This is a genomic window from Candidatus Rhabdochlamydia porcellionis (genome assembly GCF_015356815.2).
GTDB lineage: Bacteria > Chlamydiota > Chlamydiia > Chlamydiales > Rhabdochlamydiaceae > Rhabdochlamydia > Rhabdochlamydia porcellionis.
Map to the genome: position 1 here is coordinate 84297 of NZ_CP075585.1, position 18950 is coordinate 103246.

18 protein-coding genes are annotated in these 18950 nt (G+C 34.8%); 6 read left to right on the forward strand and 12 right to left on the reverse strand.

The window, feature by feature from the left end; genetic code table 11:
- The first annotated feature begins 22 nt into the window (after positions 1-22).
- Positions 23-949 carry a hypothetical protein gene (locus tag RHAB15C_RS00345; RefSeq protein ID WP_194845901.1) on the forward strand — a complete coding sequence of 309 codons (927 nt, stop codon included), beginning with the start codon at positions 23-25 and terminating at the stop codon, positions 947-949.
- Here RHAB15C_RS00345 and RHAB15C_RS00350 read toward each other — a convergent pair.
- Both RHAB15C_RS00350 and RHAB15C_RS00355 read right to left on the reverse strand, forming a co-directional pair.
- Positions 939-1958, reverse strand: coding sequence for a tetratricopeptide repeat protein (locus RHAB15C_RS00350; protein WP_194845902.1), 1020 nt, complete (start codon positions 1956-1958; stop codon positions 939-941). The two genes, RHAB15C_RS00345 and RHAB15C_RS00350, sit on opposite strands and share 11 nt — an antisense overlap.
- Before the next feature lie 475 nt (positions 1959-2433).
- Positions 2434-2685, reverse strand: a complete 252-nt coding sequence (locus RHAB15C_RS00355; RefSeq protein ID WP_220716051.1) for a hypothetical protein — start codon at positions 2683-2685, stop codon at positions 2434-2436.
- A 219-nt stretch (positions 2686-2904) separates the two neighbouring features.
- Here RHAB15C_RS00355 and RHAB15C_RS07195 point away from each other — a divergent pair, with 219 nt between their 5' ends.
- The 4 genes from RHAB15C_RS07195 to RHAB15C_RS00370 all read left to right on the forward strand — a co-directional run bounded on the left by RHAB15C_RS07195 (position 2905) and on the right by RHAB15C_RS00370 (position 8387).
- Positions 2905-3108 carry a hypothetical protein gene (locus tag RHAB15C_RS07195; protein ID WP_246587563.1) on the forward strand — a complete coding sequence of 68 codons (204 nt, stop codon included), beginning with the start codon at positions 2905-2907 and terminating at the stop codon, positions 3106-3108.
- A 111-nt stretch (positions 3109-3219) separates the two neighbouring features.
- Positions 3220-4335 (forward strand): AAA family ATPase, encoded by a 1116-nt coding sequence (locus RHAB15C_RS00360; protein ID WP_246587564.1) that lies wholly within the window; start codon positions 3220-3222, stop codon positions 4333-4335.
- 66 nt (positions 4336-4401) lie between these two features.
- Entirely contained in the window at positions 4402-5679 is a 1278-nt protein-coding gene (locus RHAB15C_RS00365; protein ID WP_194845904.1) for an NFACT RNA binding domain-containing protein, read from the forward strand.
- Positions 5680-6056: 377 nt separating this feature from the next.
- Positions 6057-8387 carry a hypothetical protein gene (locus RHAB15C_RS00370; RefSeq protein WP_220716052.1) on the forward strand — a complete coding sequence of 777 codons (2331 nt, stop codon included), beginning with the start codon at positions 6057-6059 and terminating at the stop codon, positions 8385-8387.
- A gap of 137 nt (positions 8388-8524) precedes the next feature.
- Here RHAB15C_RS00370 and RHAB15C_RS00375 read toward each other — a convergent pair whose 3' ends face one another.
- From RHAB15C_RS00375 to RHAB15C_RS00410, 8 genes are read right to left on the reverse strand one after another with little or no spacing between them, the layout of a single operon-like run.
- A complete protein-coding gene (locus RHAB15C_RS00375; protein ID WP_194845051.1) occupies positions 8525-9211 on the reverse strand; it encodes a response regulator transcription factor in 687 nt (228 codons plus the stop codon).
- A 9-nt stretch (positions 9212-9220) separates the two neighbouring features.
- Positions 9221-10114 (reverse strand): glutamate racemase, encoded by an 894-nt coding sequence (gene murI / locus RHAB15C_RS00380; RefSeq protein WP_194845052.1) that lies wholly within the window; start codon positions 10112-10114, stop codon positions 9221-9223.
- Positions 10101-10670: a LysM peptidoglycan-binding domain-containing protein gene (locus RHAB15C_RS00385; RefSeq protein WP_220716053.1), complete on the reverse strand. Its 570-nt coding sequence runs from the start codon at positions 10668-10670 to the stop codon at positions 10101-10103. Before RHAB15C_RS00385 ends, murI begins: the two co-directional genes overlap by 14 nt.
- Positions 10671-10673: 3 nt before the next feature.
- Positions 10674-11327, reverse strand: coding sequence for an OmpA family protein (locus tag RHAB15C_RS00390; RefSeq protein WP_194845054.1), 654 nt, complete (start codon positions 11325-11327; stop codon positions 10674-10676).
- 12 nt (positions 11328-11339) lie between these two features.
- The gene (gene tolB, locus RHAB15C_RS00395) at positions 11340-12713 is read right to left on the reverse strand and encodes a Tol-Pal system protein TolB (protein WP_194845055.1); all 1374 of its coding nucleotides are present in this window, start codon (positions 12711-12713) and stop codon (positions 11340-11342) included.
- Positions 12703-13386, reverse strand: coding sequence for a hypothetical protein (locus RHAB15C_RS00400; RefSeq protein WP_194845056.1), 684 nt, complete (start codon positions 13384-13386; stop codon positions 12703-12705). Before RHAB15C_RS00400 ends, tolB begins: the two co-directional genes overlap by 11 nt.
- A 4-nt stretch (positions 13387-13390) precedes the next feature.
- Entirely contained in the window at positions 13391-13810 is a 420-nt protein-coding gene (locus RHAB15C_RS00405; RefSeq protein WP_194845057.1) for an ExbD/TolR family protein, read from the reverse strand.
- Entirely contained in the window at positions 13810-14550 is a 741-nt protein-coding gene (locus RHAB15C_RS00410; RefSeq protein ID WP_194845058.1) for a MotA/TolQ/ExbB proton channel family protein, read from the reverse strand. Before RHAB15C_RS00410 ends, RHAB15C_RS00405 begins: the two co-directional genes overlap by 1 nt.
- Before the next feature lie 30 nt (positions 14551-14580).
- Between RHAB15C_RS00410 and RHAB15C_RS00415 the strand changes: the two genes are divergently transcribed.
- Positions 14581-15495 carry a hypothetical protein gene (locus RHAB15C_RS00415; protein ID WP_194845059.1) on the forward strand — a complete coding sequence of 305 codons (915 nt, stop codon included), beginning with the start codon at positions 14581-14583 and terminating at the stop codon, positions 15493-15495.
- Between the two features lie 183 nt (positions 15496-15678).
- On the opposite strand, the gene RHAB15C_RS07295 is transcribed toward RHAB15C_RS00415, so the two are convergent.
- Both RHAB15C_RS07295 and RHAB15C_RS00425 read right to left on the reverse strand, forming a co-directional pair.
- Positions 15679-15912 carry a transposase gene (locus RHAB15C_RS07295; protein WP_220716054.1) on the reverse strand — a complete coding sequence of 78 codons (234 nt, stop codon included), beginning with the start codon at positions 15910-15912 and terminating at the stop codon, positions 15679-15681.
- 191 nt (positions 15913-16103) lie between these two features.
- Positions 16104-18266 (reverse strand): leucine-rich repeat domain-containing protein, encoded by a 2163-nt coding sequence (locus tag RHAB15C_RS00425; protein WP_194845061.1) that lies wholly within the window; start codon positions 18264-18266, stop codon positions 16104-16106.
- Positions 18267-18950 lie beyond the last annotated feature (684 nt).

Sequence of the window (18950 nt, forward strand, 5' to 3'; positions counted from 1 at the left end):
CTGATCCATCATGTGGAGGAATATGGGAATACAATTGATGTTATTATCCTCATTTTTTGTAGCTATTAGTAATTTTTGTATGCGTCGTAGCATTGACTCGGGAGGCTCTACAAAAGGATTTCTGATGATTATGCTAAGTGTAATTTCCCTCATTGCTGTTTTCCTAAACCCTATTCGTACGACAAATTTTTCTTGGAGCTACTCTATGGCTTTATTTGCTGTAGTTGCAGGGATTATTCTTTCTGTTATGCTTACATCTCTTGGTAGAACATTAGAATTAGGTCCTCCTGGGCTCACTTTTGCTGCTTTAAATGCTTCTACGGTCTTACCCATAGTAGCGATGGTTCTTTTATTTGGAAGTAAATTTGGTTATTTTTACACAACGTGGAATGCTTTTGGTTCTATTCTCATGGTGATTGGACTGTTTTGGGCGGGCTATAGCGCTATTAGATCTTTTCCTTTTCAAAAATGGCTCATTTTTATGACAGCCACTTTTTTCTTACATATTTTGTTTTTATTGTTTTTCCAATGGCGCGCTCTTTGCATTAATTTTCCTGAAGAAAGAGGGGTTTTTTTCCTTTTTGAAAATGGTGAAGCGTCTTGCCAATGGTTTATGCCCATCATGTATGCTACAGCAGCTCTTCTTCAAACTCTTTTTTATTTTAAGACAAGGGGCAAAGCTCTCAATCCTCTGGAATTACAATATGGTATTTATGGAGGACTTACCAATGGAATTGGTACATTTTTTATGATTTTATCAACAGAGGCTTCTACTTCTTTAGAGCATGCTGCTATTTTTCCTGTATTTGCAATTACAGTGATTATTTTTTGTAATTTATGGGGTAGGTGGTTTTATCGAGAAAAAGTCAATTGGAAAGCTAATGGATTATGTCTATTAGGTATTCTAATCGGTTCATTGGATTGGAAAATGTTATTAGCTACAAACTAAAAGATCCATATTGGGAGAGAAGTTCAGCTGCGGCTTGTTCGCTGATTTGTTTGAGTTTTTCATAAAGCTGTAGTCCTTTAGCGCTTGCACCATTTTGAAAATAGAGAGTTCCCAAACGAAGAAGAATCTGCTCTTCTTTTTCTGCAACAGCTAGTACCTTTTCATAATGTTCAATCTCTTTTAAAGGTTCATCTAAATTGTGATAAATTCCTGCTAGTTGCACATGTACCCAAGGATTTTCTGGAGAATAAGCATCGAGAATATGAAATTCTTCAATGGCACGATAGCAAGATTTAGTGAACTTGGTTTGTAACTCCTCTGAATTGTATTCAGGAGAGATCCAAGGCAATTTCTTTTCGTAAATTTTATCAGGGTGACAGTATAGGTTTGCTAGTTCAAGATAGGCTTTGCCAAGGCCTACATGAGCTTGCAGGTCTGTTGGGTAGAGTTTTACATATTCTATATGTTGTTCTATAATCGAGAACAAGATCTTTTCTTTCATCAAATAGAGATCTTTCCAGTGCATCCATACACTAAATTTTTCCATTAAAGAAGAGATGGCCTTTGATTGCAAAGGTAGAGAGTAATATTGAAGCTCTTGATAGGAAAAAGTATTTAAGAAGATATGCAATGCTTGAGAGAGAAAGAGATGGTATTCTGCTAAGTCATTAGAAGAAGAAATATGATGAATACAATCTTGGATAAATTGATTATGCATATCTTGCATTTGTTGTGGCTTCTTAGCTTGAAAATAAAAATGCAGCATGAAATAAGAAAAGCTAGTTAGAAAAATCCCTGCTAAGGTGAATGCAATGACAGCGGGTTTTGTAAGGAACGTAAAAAATAGCACTAAAATAGACAGCTCTATAAAAGTAATCAGAAAAAAAATAATATGGAAAAAAGCATATTGACGAGTTATATTTTTAAAGCTCTTCTGATACTCTGAGCATACTTTTGCTATTTCTGTATGTAATTTGTAATCAGAGTGTATGTTTTGTGTAGTTGTCATACATGTTTTTAAGGTAAGTACATAGCAAGATTTAAACGAATAGATGGTTTTTCTCAAGATGAATTTCTGCTTAATGTAGAGATAGTTTTTCCTATAATTGTGATTCCTTGCTAAAAACAATGTTTTTTGATTTAGATCATAAAAAGTTATATATGCAGTTATGAGATTATGTTCTCAGATGATTGAGCTCTGAGTAAAACAATAGATACAAGAGGTTTTTAAGAAACCGTGCTGTTAATTAATTACCTAACCTGAAAATAGAATAGGACATCAAGCAAAAATCTTATGCCAAAGATTAATAGAAACAGACCAATTATTCTTTTCCAGTTAAAGAAAGAAGATTTTTTTTTGAAATCAAACACTTGGATACCGCTGCAAATAAAAAATGCAGCAAGCAATGTTTTAATAGCAAGAACGCAAACAAGTCCTGGAGTGCTAATTAGAAATTCTCCTAGAGAAATCATATTATCTCATGTTACTTGGCAAATAAACAAGGCGTCTGACATATCAGCAGCGCAAGTGAGTTGTCTGCATTACGCCTACAGTTATTCATACAATCCACAAATGGATCAGCCGAAGCTTTAGGAAGGTTAGCTAATGCAATCAAAGTAACAGCTGAAAGGGCAATGGTTGTTGTTTTTTTAGCCATGTTAGAGGGCGTATCAATTTTTAATGTTGGTAATGATGCGTAAGCGTTAGACGCAAATGATGTAATGGAATTTACCATTGGAATTCTCCTCTTTTCGGATGCAAAACAGTCTAAGTAAAAATTTAATTTATATCCAACAAAAATGATGAGTTTCTTGATAAAGAATTACTGATTTCAAAGAGGGATGTTATTTGAAATATTTAAGAAAAAGACAAAATTCTAACAACAAATCGCCAAAAAGCTTTTTATTGATTGATTCTTATGTGTATAATGCATGGGAAAATGAGGAAATAAGTGATGGCACCTTCCAAGTTTATAGGAAGAAAAACCGAGATGGCTAGGCTTAAAGGACTGTTAGATGCTAGATGTGCGAGCCTAATCGTTGTTAGAGGGAGAAGGCGCATTGGAAAGAGTAGGCTTCTTGCAGAATTCGGGAAGGAGATGAAAAGTTTCTTTTTTTCTGGGATGCCTCCTGCTCAAAAAACAACAGCGCAATCTTAGAGAGATGAGTTCGCTTATCAACTTGAAAGAACTGGATTACCAGGTATCAAATCCGATGATTGGGGGAATCTTTTTTGGCATCTCTCTAAACATACCATAAAGGGTCGGGTTTTGATAGTATTGGATGAAATATCTTGGATGGGAGGAAAAGATCCTAACTTTTTAGGTAAGCTAAAAACTGTTTGGGATATGTACTTTAGCAAAAATTCGCAGTTAATACTTGCTTTATGCGGTTCAATCTCTTCTTGGATCGAAGAAAATATCTTAAGTAGCACTGGATTTGTTGGGAGAATTGCCATTGATCTTGTTATTGAAGAGCTTCCTTTAAATGTTTGTAATGCTTTTTGGCATCCTAAAGATAAGCGAATCACAGCACATGAAAAATTTAAACTCTTATCTGTTACGGGAGGGATTCCTCTTTATCTTGAACGCATGAAACCTGAATTGCCTATGGAGCAAAATATTCGAGATCTTTGCTTTACACGAGGAGGTCTTCTAGTCAGAGAATTTGATGAAATATTTTCAGATCTTTTCTCTAGGAAAAACGCAAGCCATAAAGAAATCATATCTTGTCTAGCAAATGGTTCTAAGGACTTAAGTCAGATTTGTAAAGAATTGAAAAGAAGAGTGGGAGGAGCATATAGTAATCATTTGGATGATCTTGTAAAAGCGGGATTTGTCCAGAGAGATTTTACTTGGAATTTAACGAGTAGACAAGAGAGTAAATTAAGTCTTTACCGATTGAGTGATAATTATCTTCGATTCTATTTAAAATATATTGCTCCAAATCGTTCAAAGATCGAGAAAGAAGCTTTTTCTCATGTAGCATTAAACCGTCTTCTGGGTTGGGAGTCTATAATGGGTCTACAGTTTGAAAATCTTGTAGTGCACAATCGTAAAATGATTTGGAATCTATTACAACTATCTCCAGAAGAGGTTATCATGGATGGGCCTTTTTTTCAGAATGCTACTTTGAAACAATCAGGATGTCAAATCGATTATATGATCCAGACTCGCTTTAGCCTTTATTTATGCGAAGTTAAGTTTTCCAAAAACAAGGTGGGACCGAAGATCATTAAAGAAATGGAAGAAAAGAGAAAATTTTTAAAGGTTCCCAAGTTTTGTTCGGTTAGGCCGATTCTTATTCATGTAAATGGAGTGCAAGACAGTGTTTTACATAAGGAGTATTTTGATAAGGTGCTTGATTTTGGTTTGTTATTAACATAGGGCTTTGAGCCTTCTTTTTTGTATTTATAGCGCACTTAAGTCTTCAATCTTAAAAAAAGAGATTCTATGTTGAGTTACTCAGAGATGCTTTCTCTTCTTCCTGAAATTAAAACAGGAATTTTAGGTAAAAACCTAATAAAGTTTATGCAAATTAATCCTACAAGCTATGTGTTTGTATTTAGTAATATTCAGTTACTGATCTGTGTGCAAAAACCTTTTAGTTGCTTTCATCTCACAAATAAAAAGCATCAAATTTATCCTTCTGTTTTTGCAGATCAAGTAAATAAAATCTTAAGAGAAAGAGCCTGTGTGGAAGTTTTTCTGCTCTCAGAAGATCGCATTCTTACTCTAAGATTTGAACAGTTCTATTTTATCGCAGAGCTCATGTACCATCATCCGATTCTAGCTGTTACAGATTCGTTATTTGCTATTATGCTTAGCAACAAACCCACTTCTTCTCATTATAAAAAACCCCTTGTAAAACCTGCTATCCATCATGCTCCTACTTTTGTCACCAGTAAGGAAATAGAAGAGCGTTATCAGTTATTAGAAAAACAAGCTCTACTCGCGTCACATCACAAAAAAATATCTAATCAATTGTTTAAACTAGAAAAACAACTGCAAAAGTATCAGAAGGAATATTGTCAAGCAAAGGACTGGCAGGTTTTACAAAACGAAACAGAACTATTAAAAAGCCATTTGTACCAAATAACCCCTGGTATGAAAAGCATACAAGTCATGAATTGGGAAGACCAATCTTTCATAGAAATAGCTTTAGATCCGAGTATGTCTATACAAAAGCAATTACAGGCGCGCTTTAAAGAGGTACGCAAAAGGAAAAAAAGATTGAGCCTCTATCCTTCGTTTATAGAAGAGATTCATCAGAAAGTGCGTATACTTCAGAAAGAACTATCCAACCCAAATGTAGAGCTATCTTACCAAAAACCTTCTCTAAAAAAAGAACGTAATAAAGCTTGTGATTTTCACACTTTTATAGACAAGGAATACACCATTTTAGTTGGAAAAAATGCTAAGGGAAATGAGAAATTAACTTTTACGATAGCAAAGGGTAATGATACCTGGTTACATATAACTCCCATGGCAGGCTCTCATGTGATTATTAAAGCCAAACAAGTCAATGAGGTCATTTTGCAAGATGCTATGCAATTAGCTCTGTACTTTAGTCAAGCTCGTAAGCAAAACCAAGCCGAGGTATTGATTACAGAAGTTAAATATGTGAGTCGTACTAAAACGACAGGAAAAGTGCTTGTCAGTAAGCATAGAACGAAAAAAGTACAATTAGATCTGAATAGAGTCAAAGAGCTGCTAAAAAAACGGTTTTAAGTAGTTTTCAAATAGGTGTGTTTTTCCACATTTTATTGCACCATCACCTATAGTGATTTGAATTTAAAATTTCCATTAACTACACACTTGTAAAAAAGTAGGTTTCATCCTATCTCATAACCTTTTATCTCGTGAGCAGAAGGAAAAACCTAGACTTTGCATAACAAGGTAAGTTAAAGTGATCGAAATGCAGCCCAAAGATATGTTTGAGGCTATTTTTTGGATCTCTTTTAATAGAGAGTTATATGCGGGTATCTATTTTTATAATCGCTTTATTTCATAATTTAAAAAGAATAATAACTTATTTGAAAATAAGTAAAATTTAAATAAAAAAACAATACTTAATAAAATTAATAATTTTTAAACTTAGGTGTAAAATGCATTCTAGTACTCTATCTAATTTACTTAACACTACGACAAGTTCTTATTTAGCCTGGTCTTTTCCAGCTGACTCCATTAATCAGAATAAGTCAGATGAAGTATTGCAAAAAGTTCATTTAGCAACAGAAAAGTACGGAAATTCTCCTATGGAAGATACATGTTTAACGCTTATAAAATCAATAGGAGATAAAGAAAACCCTTTTGCAAAAGATCTTCAAAATTCCCTAAAAGATAAGAAATGCGATTTTTCAAATGATAAGAGGGAATCAAATAAATTGTTAGTAGAAACATACGATCGACTCTTAAAGGAAGCAAGTAATTTGAGTGAAGAAACTTTAGACCGGATTATGGATTTAAATCGAGTTCTCTTTAAAGCAAAACATGTTACTCCTAATCTATGCAATAAACTTTTAGAACCGTTTTCTAAGATAGAAAGGATTGATAGGCAACAGGTTGATAAGCAGGAAGCTAAAAAATTGATTAATCAGTATCTTAAACCTAGCTTTATTAAGCAATGCAAAAAAAGCCTTGAAGCAGAACCTGTTTATTTAAAGCATATAAACTGTATGAAGACGATTTTATTTTTGTTTCTCAATTTTTATCATGAAGAAAATGAATGTCAAGAATTTGTAGAAATCTATCAACAACGTTTTGAAACATTGCTAGACATAGCTCCTGAAGATAAAAAAAATAGCTACAAAGAGCAGGTGTTAGCAAGTTGGGTAAGTGCAGTTGGAAAAGTTCAAGAGCGAATGAGTAAATCAGGAAAATTTATTAGATTCAATACAAACGCGCAAAAAGCTTTAGAAAAGCAGTTAAATATTATTAAAAGAGATGCAATCTTAGTGGCCAAAGATGCTTTAAAAACTAAAAAATCTTCTGTTAAAAAAACTAAAAGATCTTCTGTTAATGATGAAAAAGTCAAGACTCCTGTAACAACAACAGAAGCACCTATAACAACAACAAAGGCTTCTACAACAACAGAGGTTCCTACTACTAAGGCTCCTGTAACAACAACAGAAGCACCTATAACAACAATAAAGGCTTCTACAACAACAGAGGTTCCTACTACTAAGGCTCCTGTAACAACAACAGAAGCACCTATAACAACAACAAAGGCTTCTACAACAACAGAGGTTCCTACTACTAAGGCTCCTGTAACAACAACAGAGGTTCCTACTACTACAAAGACTCCTGTAACAACAACAGAAGCACCTATAACAACAACAAAGGCTTCTACAACAACAGAGGTTCCTACTACAAAGACTCCTGTAACAACAACAGAGGTTCCTACTACTACAAAGACTCCTGTAACAACAACAGAAGCACCTATAACAACAACAAAGGCTTCTACAACAACAGAGGTTCCTACTACAAAGACTCCTGTAACAACAACAGAGGTTCCTACTACTACAAAGACTCCTGTAACAACAACAGAAGCACCTATAACAACAACAAAGGCTTCTACAACAACAGAGGTTCCTACTACAAAGACTCCTGTAACAACAACAGAGGTTCCTACTACTACAAAGACTCCTGTAACAACAACAGAAGCACCTATAACAACAACAAAGGCTTCTACAACAACAGAGGTTCCTACTACAAAGACTCCTGTAACAACAACAGAAGCACCTATAACAACAACAAAGGCTTCTACAACAACAGAGGTTCCTACTACTAAGGCTCCTGTAACAACAGAAGCACCTATAACAACAACAAAGGCTTCTACAACAACAAAGGCTTCTACAACAACAGAGGTTCCTACTACAAAGACTCCTGTAACAACAACAGAAGCACCTATAACAACAATAAAGGCTTCTACAACAACAGAGGTTCCTACTACAAAGACTCCTGTAACAACAACAGAAGCACCTATAACAACAATAAAGGCTTCTACAACAACAGAGGTTCCTACTACTAAGGCTCCTGTAACAACAACAGAGGTTCCTACTACTACAAAGACTCCTGTAACAACAACAGAAGCACCTATAACAACAACAAAGGCTTCTACAACAATAAAGGCTTCTACAACAACAGAGGTTCCTACTACTAAGGCTCCTGTAACAACAACAGAAGCACCTATAACAACAATAAAGGCTTCTACAACAACAGAGGTTCCTACTACTAAGGCTCCTGTAACAACAACAGAAGTTCCTATAACAACAACAAAGACTTCTACAACAACAAAAGTTATAGCTGCATCTTTTGGAGTTTTTTCTGCATTATCTGCATTTATTGGATGGATAATTTTCGGCAAGAAAAAGCCACAGAGCTATATTCCTGTTAGTGTGATAGAAACTAAAGTTAATGAGGAAAGCATCGTCTAAAAATTTGAAAAAATTCACTTTACGCACATAATAGAGAAGAAGGTTTTCTCATTAAAGACCAAGGCTTTCGATAGAGAGTGCGTAAAGTGAGTTACATAAAAAAATATATGAAGACGTGCAAGAAATTGATTGTTATTTTACTCTCGGAAACGATACCCTACACCGCGTACGGTTTCTATCCAATCAAAATTAGGACCTAGTTTTTTGCGCAAAGATGCGATGTGTACATCTATGTTCCGATCGACGATAAAAGCATCATCATTATGGATGTCGTCGAGTAATTGATTGCGTGTTAAAACTTTACCGCGGTTTGTAAGAAGGCGACGTAGAATGCCAAATTCAGATAAAGTAATAGTGATTACTTTATCTCCTTTGCGGAGTAAATAGCGGTCTACTTCAAGAGAGAATTCTCCAAAGGTAATGATTTTTGGTGCCTTTTCAGGTTCTTTAGCACGGCGTAAAACAGCTTTAATACGGGAGAAAAGCACTTTAGGAGAAAAGGGTTTAGGTACATAATCATCAGCGCCTAGTTCTAAGCCTAAAATCATATCTAACTCTTCTGATTTAGCTGTTAAAATGATGACGGGAATACCACGTAAATCGGGGTTTGCTTTCATTTTACGACATACGTCAAAGCCGTTTTGTCCGGGTAGCATGATATCGAGAATGACTAGATCTGGTTTTTCTCTTTCAATAGCGCGGTAACCGTTTATTCCATCTACTTCAACATGCATCTTGTATCCGGATGCTTCTGCTTGTAACTTGATTAGCGCTGCAATATCTTCTTCGTCTTCGATTAGCAAGATTCTTTTTTTGTGACTCATCTTTTGACCTCATTTAGCAATGGATAAATTAAGTTTGTTTTTTAATTCAAGCAGAGAAACTAAATTTTTTTCACGCTTTTTATGTACTTGGGTCATGATGAGTGGTGATGTTTTTTCGATAGGGTAGTGGAAAAATCGTTTGCTTAACGCGGAAAATCTCTCTGGATCTTGCGATACAAAAAACTGATACTTGGCGGGAGCTGTTTGCTGGTTTAATAAATCTAGTTTAGATAGAAGCTGTCTTGTTGTTTGGGCACATCTACTTGCTGGATCTAATAAGGGAATTTTATTCCCCACATACTGTCGAATGAGAGATTGAATAAGAGGATAATGCGTACATCCAAGCAATATCGCATCAATCGATTCTTCTGTAAGAGGGGAGAGATATTCTGCCACTGCTAATTGAGTGATTGGATGATCAAAATATCCTTCTTCGATTAAGGGAACAAATAAAGGACATGCAACACAAGATAAAGAGACATTAGGCAATTTGGTATATAGTTGTTTTTGATAAGTTCCAGATGCAATTGTAGCCCTTGTTCCTAAAACAACAATCGATTCATTAGGGTTGGTTTCGATAATTTCTTCTATGGCTTGTTCTATTATAGCTATAATGGGTACATTGACAATGCTACGAATGATCTCTAAACAAGCAGCACAAGCGGTATGGCAAGCAATAATTAACAATTTAATATCTTGAGAGAGTAAAAAATCTATGCTTTCTAAGACGTAGGTCGTAATTAGCTCAATGCTTTTATTCCCATAAGGAAGGTGGGCGGTATCTCCGAAATATGTGATATTTTCATGCGGCAAGCACGTAGAAATTGCTTGCATTACGTTAAGACCTCCTAATCCAGAGTCAAAAATACCTATTTTTTTTTGACTTATATCACTTTGTGTCATGGGGAATTTGTAGCTCCTGTCCAGGAAATATGGTGTCTTTAATCAGTTTATTATTTGCTTTAAGCGCTTCAACTGATATATGGTGAAGCCTAGCGATTTTTTCCAAGGAGTCTCCTACTTGAACTTTATAAGATTTTACTTTTATTTTTGTTGTAGAGGAATGTATTTTTTTAAGCAGGTCGGCTAGTGTATTTTTTAACTCAGAAATATTTTGCAATCCCTTTTCATGAGTGATTAATTGTGTGTTTACTTTATTTAGATGTTCTAAGAGTTGCTGTGTATCTTTTTTAAGGACTTTTATCTCAGAAGAGAGTTTATCTATTGTATTTTCTTGCGTCTGAATACGTGATTGAAGTGCTTTGCAATCAATGAATTCAGGAGTTTTTTGTGCGTCTATTTTTTCTTCCATTAATTGCATATCAACCTCAAATGTACGGATTTGATGCTTTAAATCTGCTATTTCTAATTGCAGTTCATAAGAAGAGGGAACATATTCGCGTGTTTTCCCGTAGCAAAAAGTGGTTATGAGTGTATATGCAAGCAAAAGAATATACATTATTTAAAAGGGATTGTAAATTTTGAATTCCGCGCGTCTATTTTTGGCCCAGGCTTCTTTGCTACGTTCTCGAATAGCGGGTTTTTCTTTTCCATAGGAAACGGTATGGATCCTTTCTGGATGAACACCTTTTTGGACAAGCATGGAACGAATATAGTTGGCTCGCCTAGCTCCAAGAGAGAGGTTATATTGCTCTGGGCCTCTATCATCACAATGTCCTTCAACAAAAATAAACAACTGAGGATTTTTCTTGAGGTATTGTGAAATTTGATCGATGATTTGGTAGTAGTTTTTCCCTTCAAGTGTGTCTTTATCTGTATTAAAATAAAGAATTTTAAAAATTTCTGTTTCAAATCCTTTAGGACAACTAAATCCTTCAATTCCAGGTAACCGTCCTTCTCCAGGATCGTTTTTAGGAGGGGGAATAGCCGCTTCATTAAACTGTTGCTGCAGATCTTCTTCATTTAATGCAATAAACTCCTCCTCCATGGGACCTAGAAGATAGTCATAAGGATCATTTGCATCCTCCCATAAGTTATTTGTCTTTTTATAGTTACTGGATATCAAACTGTCTTTCCAGACAGAGAACCTGTTGCCCACACACCCTGTTAAAAAACAAGTGCAGCTCAAGATTCCTATAATGGTTTTTTTGTTCATCTTTTCCCTCTCTTAAAGTCCCCAAGTAGGGTAGTGTTTTTTCCCAAGACCTCGACTGATTTTAATAGCTTGAGGTTGGTTTAAATTAACAACGTAAATTTCAGAGTTGCAATCTTGTGTAGAGTTAAAAACAATATGGTTACTATTTGGAGCCCAAAAAGGATTTTCTTTATTACCAGGTCCTGAGGTTAGTTGCCACTCTTCATTTTTTTCAAAATCGTAAATCCATATTTGTCGTATACCATTTGTTTTAGCACTATAGGCTAATTTTGTACCATCAGGGGACCAAGATGGACAAGAATTTTCTCGGTTTTTTTTAGTGATCATAACAGCATGAGGGCGTTTTTTATCAGAGGTTACGGGGATGACAAAAATCCGCGTTCCGCCATCTTTATTGGAAGCAAAGGCAATTTTAGAACCATCTGGATTAAATGTGGGAGAGGCTTGCACTGCATGTGGGTGTGAATAGATTTGAACTGGTTTTTCTATTTTACCTGTCTCTGGTGAAAATGCTTGTAGAAATAGATCCACACGGCCACTTGCATCAGAGATGAAGGCAATTTTATCTCTTTGGGTAGAAACAGCAGGTAATAATTGATTTCCTCTTAAATGACTAACTCGTTTAGCTTTATCTATTTTTGAAGATTGAAAATAAATTTTAGGTTGACCTGTTTTATAGGAAACAAAAAAGAAGCCTTCTTTGGAAGAGCTTTCTGCTTTAGGTAATAAAACAGGACTGATGCAATAGGTTTTTTCTGTGGTGATTTGACACGCATTGGCTCCATCCCAATCGCATTCCCAAATTTCAGAGATCCATTTTCCTGATTCTTTGCGAGGGGTTTTTTGAGAGAATAAAATTTTGGTGTTAGCAATGCCTTCTATAGAAAACAGATTTTTATGAAGAACATCTGCTAATTTGTGAATTTTTTTTCGATCTTGCGATAAATTACCGCTAAGCAAAATAGGGCCGAATGTTTTCAAGCAAGACTTGCTTACATTAAAAAGATATAGAGTTAACTGTTTTTGGTTAACACAACATTTTAGGATAAAAGGAATCCCAAAGCTTTGCCAGTTTTGGATTTGAAAAGTAGCTTTTAGATCTTTATTGCGGAGTAGTTGTTCTTTATCAGACGTTCTCTGACAGACCTTTGTAGATCCATTATAATCTAGATCGTAGCAAAGAATAGCTTCTAATTGATTTAAATAATGGACATCAAAAACCGCTTCTTGAAAAAAGATTTTGCCCAAGTAAATCGGTTGTAACTGACTTGTAGTTGGCAAATGGACTCTAATTTCCTCTTCTATTTTCTCCGCGCAAGCTGTAGAGGAAAAAAGAGTAAGAAAAAAATAGACGCTGATAAAATAAGTATGGATTTTAGAGAGCATTACAAAAAGTTAGGGTGAGTGTTTGTTCGTTATTAAGTGCTTTTTCATTATATTTAGGTAATATAATGTTAGGTAAGCACTTTTCTAAATACAGTTTATTTGCTTTACTCTCTGCTTGAAGAACCAATAGCTCAAGTATTTTACCAGATGGGCTGATCGTTATTTTTATTTTTACTTCTCCGTATTCAGGAAGCTGTAGCATCTGAGTGAGTTTTTTAACCAATGATGCTGTATAGCTAGGTAATGCAGGCTCTTCTTGTGCAGGAGTCTCAGCTACTTTAGGGGATAAAGATGCTGTAACAATTGTACTGCTTTTGCATTGTTTATCATCTTTTTGTTCAATTTTCGCAATACTTTCTTCTAATTGTTTGAGAATAGAAGGAGGAATGTCAAATTCTTGAAGTGGGATTTTTGGGGTGGGAATTCTTCTTTCTTTTTGTTTCTTAACAGAGGGATTCTTTTTCACTAACGGTTTTATGGGTTTTGGGATGAGTGTTTTTTTTTGTGCTATACTCTGCTTTTGTATAGGAGAGGAAGAAGGTTTTAAGAAAACGGTTTTTACAACAAGAGGAGTGTTTTTTTTTCTTTGTTTCTGAGATTTTGCTCCTATCAACATTCCCATAAATCCTATGTGGGCGCTTATGAGTAAAAAGAGAAAAATCTTCCGACCCATACTTTTATCCAGATTTTACGATGACATCAAGCTGTTCAAATCCTGCTAATTCTGCTGCATTTTTAACAGATTGATAGACTCCAAATTGTGCTCTTTTGTCGTGAAAAAGTTGTAGAGGGATAGTGCCTTGTTTTTGATGAAGGTCTTTCAGACAATGGATTAATTGTGTTTCAGAAATCTTTGTTTGATTTAACCAAATAGAATTATCTTCATGGACATAGATAGTAGCTATCGCATTTTCATGAACAGGATGTGTTAATTCAGAAGAAAAAAAAGAAAGCTGCACGCGATCTGCTTCTACCATAGGAGCAATGAGAATAAATAAAATTAACACAACAAAAACGACATCGATTAAGGGAGTTAAATTGACCAGGTTTTCTTCAGAGGAAATCTCTTGATGAGAGAGCTGTCTTTTCTGACGCATCAGTCCAAGTCCACCTTACGATATTGTAATTCTAAATAAGAAAGAAGCTCATATAAAAAATCCTGCATTTCTGAGGAGTAATTGGAAATTCTATGTTTTAAATAGTTATGAGCAATTAAAGCGGGGATTGCAATAACAAGGCCTAAAACAGTGGTTGCCAAAGCTGTAGAAAGCCCACCTATAATCATGCTATTAGAACCAATGGAGCTACTGTTTTGCAAACCTGAAAAAGTCACTAAAATACCCCAAACCGTTCCTAATAAACCTAAAAAAGGAGCAAGTGATACAATAGTTGGTAGAATAAACAGGTTTTTTTCAAGCTGCTTTACGTGATAAGAAATCGTAGTCAGAACATGACTTTCCACAGCCTCTAAATCAGCAGAGGAGAGATAGATCTTCTTTTCTAAGTCTTGTGTAGAAAAATACAAATTCTTATTAAGAATTTCTCCTGTTTTTACTTTAAGAGATCCAAGAATATGGGCAAAAGGGTGCAGATCTTTACAAATTTTTATTTCTTGTAGATCGATTTGTAGCATTCTTTCTTTTTGACTTGTATAGTTTCTATAAAAAATTTGAGATAAGCGAGCGATTCTATAGGTAGATTGAATTTTTTGGATCAGTATAATCCAACAGATCAGAGATAGACAGACTAAAGTCAACATAATTGCTTTGCCAAAAACATCAGACTGAGAATAAGCATTGATAAATGTAATAAAACTAGCTATTGGAATATTAGACATGATCATAAAAGGTTCTTCTCTAAAGAGATAATGGGAAAAAAGAAATTTGTCAATCTTAAATATTCAATAGGAACGGTTATCAACTTTTGTAGTTATGACTTTGCTTTTCTATCTCTTTGTATACAAGCTGCTCGAGAGTTTTCCACTCAAATTATTGTGCCTGTCTGTGATCATATGTTTAGTGGGCAAAAAGAAGATCCTCTTTTTTTACAAAAAGTCTACGCGCTTTTTCCTAATGTGCAATTCATCGAATTTCCCTTTGATAGCTCTAAAAATGATCCTCATTATTGGCATAATTTATCCCGTCTGATAGGGGGATTCTTTTTGCAAAAAGAGATTCAATATGTGCTTTTTCTCGATTGTGATGAAATTATGGATACAAGCCATTTTATAAAATGGCTAGAGCGTTTTAACTACACGCAATATACAGCAATACGGCTTGCTAATTACTGGTATTTTCGTAGCAGCTGCTACCGAGCAACGAGTTGGGAAGATACCCCTCTTTTCTTAAAAAAAACCAGAGAAAATATCCAAGCTCTTATGCATCCACAAGAAAGAGCAGGGACCTATTTTTCCGTGCAATCAGAGAAAAAACGGATGTGTTTAGGCTTAGATAAAAAACCCATGGTGCATCATTTTAGCTGGGTTCGAACAAAAGAACAGATGCTCAAAAAAGTTTCTAATTGGGGTCATCGCAAAGAGCGTAATTGGAAGCATTTAGTCGAGCAAGAGTTTTCTTCTTCTTTCCAAGGGATCGATTTTGTCCATGGCTATTCTTTTGAAACCGTAGATCCTGCTTTTACCATCGATTTATTAGCTCAACCCATACAAACAAACTCTAGTGCCAAAGTACTAAGGCTTAAAGCTCATGAGGTGCATTGTATCGATCTTTACCTACATTTTGAGATCGATTTGTTTCAAATCTCCCAGCTTTTAAACAGATAGTTTGATCTATGTAACCTCAGTTTTGGGTTTTCTAGCAAGCAACTAGCTCTAAATTTCTTTATCAGAGATAAAAAAGAGGACGGAAAATGTATTTCAGAGATCTTGCTTTGAGCAAATTCTTTCATTATCATGTTGAAAATAAATATATTTTTTATATATAGTGATTTGAATTTAAAATTTCCACTAACTACACACCTCTAAAAAAGATTGATCAATAGCTTCTGCAAGGTTTGAATATAAGGTTAAGGCTTCTTTTACCCTTTTCTTAAAATGTGCCCAAAGCTTTTCGATAGGATTCAAATCAGGAGAATAGGTAGGCAAGAATAATACTTCGCATCCTGCTTTTTTAATGATTTCTAAACTCTCTTTGGACTTATGAAAACTCGCATTAGCAAGAATCAAAAACTTAAAATTCATTCTTGCTTCAGCCAGATAGAGTAGATCTGTATCACACAAGTTCCTTCACAAAACACATTGGAGCCAACAACTTCTTTCCTTGTAGAGCAGAGATCACACTTTTTCTACCAAACCGTTTTCCTAAAATCTCCCCAAATACTTGTTTTCCTTTTATACTTCTTGCATATTGTCTATGCAAATTAGCTTGTTTTTTAACTTTCTAAAACTTTCTTTGTTAGTTCTATTAAGTCTTGCTTGTATTTTTCTTCAATGCTTGTGTAGTCTGGATCATCTGCTTCAGCAGCTTCTGCTTTTTCATCTAATATAGCTTGATATTCTTTACTATAATTAGCAGAAAGAGCTTCTTGCCATTTAGCATTGTTAACAAGAAATTCAAAAGGTTCTTTTTGTTTATTCAGGACGAAATTTTTAGCTTCTTCCAAATCTTTAGCATTTAGTGCACTGCATGTAAAATAGAGCATATTTTGAACATCTATAGGAATCTGTAATTCTTCTTTAAGCTTAATAGGATATCCAAGATAAGTTTCAATTTCGTCAAAGAAAGGCAGGGTAGGGATTTTATTACGAGCAATTTCCTCTAATAACTGAATAGCCCAAGGACCTTTAATCAGAAAATCAGCTAATTTCTTCATATCTTTGAGATCAATTGTTGCAAGTTGATAAGCAATGCTCAAATGTAGAATAGAGAGGGCTATCCTATCTCCACAAGTAGCTGATGCATCTTCAATAATCGCATTGAAAGCACGACGAAATTCTGTATTTTCATTAGCTTGGCTTAAGTAAGCTATTATTTTTTCAGCAAATGCCTTCTGTAGATCCCCATTTCCTGTTTTATAATCGGCAGTATCAGATAATCGATTTAACCAAGAGCGCAGTTCTTCTGTTTTTATGAGATTAGCAAACTCTTTAGGTTTTTTACCTATGATCTGATACAATTCTTTTAAAGATTCTTGGATAGATTTTTCTTCCCTTCTGTTAATTCTATCATTTATTGAATAGCTAATGCGAGGGCCCACGTAATTAGGCGAGTTCACTATTTCTCTTAAACGTTCTAGAGTATTTGTAGATAAACTACATCCTGTTAGGTCAACAGTACAGTTAGAAGGAAGTTCTAGCACTTGCATAGGAATTCCCTGTAAACTTTGATTATCCCTAAGGTGCAACTCCTCTAATACTGATAAGTTACCAATGGATTCGGGTAGTGTTGTAAGGCTTCTGCAGTTGTTAAGGTACAACTCCTTTAATGCTGATAAGTTACCCAAGGATTCGGGTAATGCTGTAAGGCTTCTGCAGTTGTTAAGGTACAACTTCTTTAACGCTGATAAGTTACCCAAGGATTCGGGTAATGCTGTAAAGCCTTCGCAATTGCTAAAGAGCAATCTCTTTAATGCTGATAAGTTACCAGCTGTAGGATGTCCACATTTGCTAAGGTCCAACTCCTCTAATACTGATAAGTTACCAATGGATTCGGGTAGTGTTGTAAGGCTTCTGCAGTTGTTAAGGTACAACTCCTTTAATGCTGATAAGTTACCCAAGGATTCGGGTAATGCTGTAAGGCTTATGCAGTTTTTAAGGTCCAACTTCTTTAATGCTGATAAGTTATCCAAGGATTCGGGTAATGCTGTAAGGCTTCTGCAGTTGTTAAGGCTCAACTTCTTTAACGCTGATAAGTTACCCAAGGATTCGGGTAATGCTGTAAGGCTTCTGCAGTTGTTAAGGCTCAACTTCTTTAACGCTGATAAGTTACCCAAGGATTCGGGTAATACTGTAAGGCCTTTGCAATTGCTAAAGAGCAATCTCTTTAATGTTGATAAGTTACCAGCTGTAGGATTTCCACAGTTGCTAAGGTCCAACTCCTCTAATGCTGATAAGTTACCCAAGGATTCGGGTAATGCTGTAAGGCTTTCGCAGTTGCTAAGGGACAAAGATCTTAAGTTGTTAAAAGAAGAGCTATTAAAAATGTCAGGTAAGGAAGTTAATCTGCTATAGCTTAAAGATAAGGAATCGTGTTTTTCTGTAAAAAAAAATTGAATTTTTTGGCGGGCTGCAATTCGATCTTCTTTTTCTTCTTCGGTTGAAGAGTTTGCTACCCATTGATCTAAAATTATGTTTTCTGGACTTGCATTTAGCCCAAGCTCTTCTACTTTGTTTGGATTAAATTTATTCGTTTTAGTTGTAGTTTTTGTTTTGTTCTCATTCCAAATCTCTACTACTTTTCTTCTAAAATAATTAAAATTTTTATAGCCTGCTAGATAAAAAGGAAGAGTTAAGCAAGCCAAAATTGCATAACCTGTTGATCGAACGATTTTAAAAGGGATCCTAAGAGCGTATGTATTAATTGAATCAATTAACATAACAATAATCTAAAATTAAATATATAATCAATATATTATAATCGTGTTTTTAAATAAAAGCAATAATATTTCTATTAAAATCGGGAAGAATAGATAAAGGTTGATCATAATCCAAGTCTAGCAATCTTTAAATGTTGGATTTATCTCTTTGTTTTTCAAATAGATGGATGGGATTTTTAGTTGTGAACACACTAGTTTGTAAGATAAAATAGATAAGGAATAGTAAGTTTAAGAGATCTAATATAGATCAACTTTCGAGAAGGTTTAAAACTCCCCCTAACTACTGCTCTATAGATGGTTTTGAAAGGATTTTAATAAGCAATGGAAGCAATATTTAATTACCAAAAGTAAATTCTCAAGAGGTCCTATTCCTCAAATCTATCGAATAAGGCCTAGGCATGTTTCTCCACAGAATTTTGTTAGAGAAAAGTATAAATCAATGAAATTTTAAATTACTATACAAAGCTCTAGCTGCTAAAGCTCGGAAGTAATACGACTTCCTATAATCTTATTGCTTAGATCTTTTTTACTAATTAAACCGGCATAACGGTCTATTGCTTGTCCATCTTTGATAAATAAGATAATAGGCATTGGGAGCTACTTCAACTTCTTTTAACAATTGAAGTTCGCAGATATCGATAGCTTGGAAAAAACTTTCTTGATCAGGTACCATCCTTAGGACAA

Coding starts and splice junctions, on each gene's coding strand:
- RHAB15C_RS00345 (WP_194845901.1), top strand. CDS start 23: ATGGGAATACAATTGATGTTATTATCCTCATTTTTTGTAGCTATTAGT.
- RHAB15C_RS00350 (WP_194845902.1), bottom strand. CDS start 1,958: ATGACAACTACACAAAACATACACTCTGATTACAAATTACATACAGAA.
- RHAB15C_RS00355 (WP_220716051.1), bottom strand. CDS start 2,685: ATGGTAAATTCCATTACATCATTTGCGTCTAACGCTTACGCATCATTA.
- RHAB15C_RS07195 (WP_246587563.1), top strand. CDS start 2,905: ATGGCACCTTCCAAGTTTATAGGAAGAAAAACCGAGATGGCTAGGCTT.
- RHAB15C_RS00365 (WP_194845904.1), top strand. CDS start 4,402: ATGTTGAGTTACTCAGAGATGCTTTCTCTTCTTCCTGAAATTAAAACA.
- RHAB15C_RS00370 (WP_220716052.1), top strand. CDS start 6,057: ATGCATTCTAGTACTCTATCTAATTTACTTAACACTACGACAAGTTCT.
- RHAB15C_RS00375 (WP_194845051.1), bottom strand. CDS start 9,211: ATGAGTCACAAAAAAAGAATCTTGCTAATCGAAGACGAAGAAGATATT.
- murI (WP_194845052.1), bottom strand. CDS start 10,114: ATGACACAAAGTGATATAAGTCAAAAAAAAATAGGTATTTTTGACTCT.
- RHAB15C_RS00385 (WP_220716053.1), bottom strand. CDS start 10,670: ATGTATATTCTTTTGCTTGCATATACACTCATAACCACTTTTTGCTAC.
- RHAB15C_RS00390 (WP_194845054.1), bottom strand. CDS start 11,327: ATGAACAAAAAAACCATTATAGGAATCTTGAGCTGCACTTGTTTTTTA.
- tolB (WP_194845055.1), bottom strand. CDS start 12,713: ATGCTCTCTAAAATCCATACTTATTTTATCAGCGTCTATTTTTTTCTT.
- RHAB15C_RS00400 (WP_194845056.1), bottom strand. CDS start 13,386: ATGGGTCGGAAGATTTTTCTCTTTTTACTCATAAGCGCCCACATAGGA.
- RHAB15C_RS00405 (WP_194845057.1), bottom strand. CDS start 13,810: ATGCGTCAGAAAAGACAGCTCTCTCATCAAGAGATTTCCTCTGAAGAA.
- RHAB15C_RS00410 (WP_194845058.1), bottom strand. CDS start 14,550: ATGTCTAATATTCCAATAGCTAGTTTTATTACATTTATCAATGCTTAT.
- RHAB15C_RS00415 (WP_194845059.1), top strand. CDS start 14,581: ATGGGAAAAAAGAAATTTGTCAATCTTAAATATTCAATAGGAACGGTT.
- RHAB15C_RS07295 (WP_220716054.1), bottom strand. CDS start 15,912: ATGAATTTTAAGTTTTTGATTCTTGCTAATGCGAGTTTTCATAAGTCC.
- RHAB15C_RS00425 (WP_194845061.1), bottom strand. CDS start 18,266: ATGTTAATTGATTCAATTAATACATACGCTCTTAGGATCCCTTTTAAA.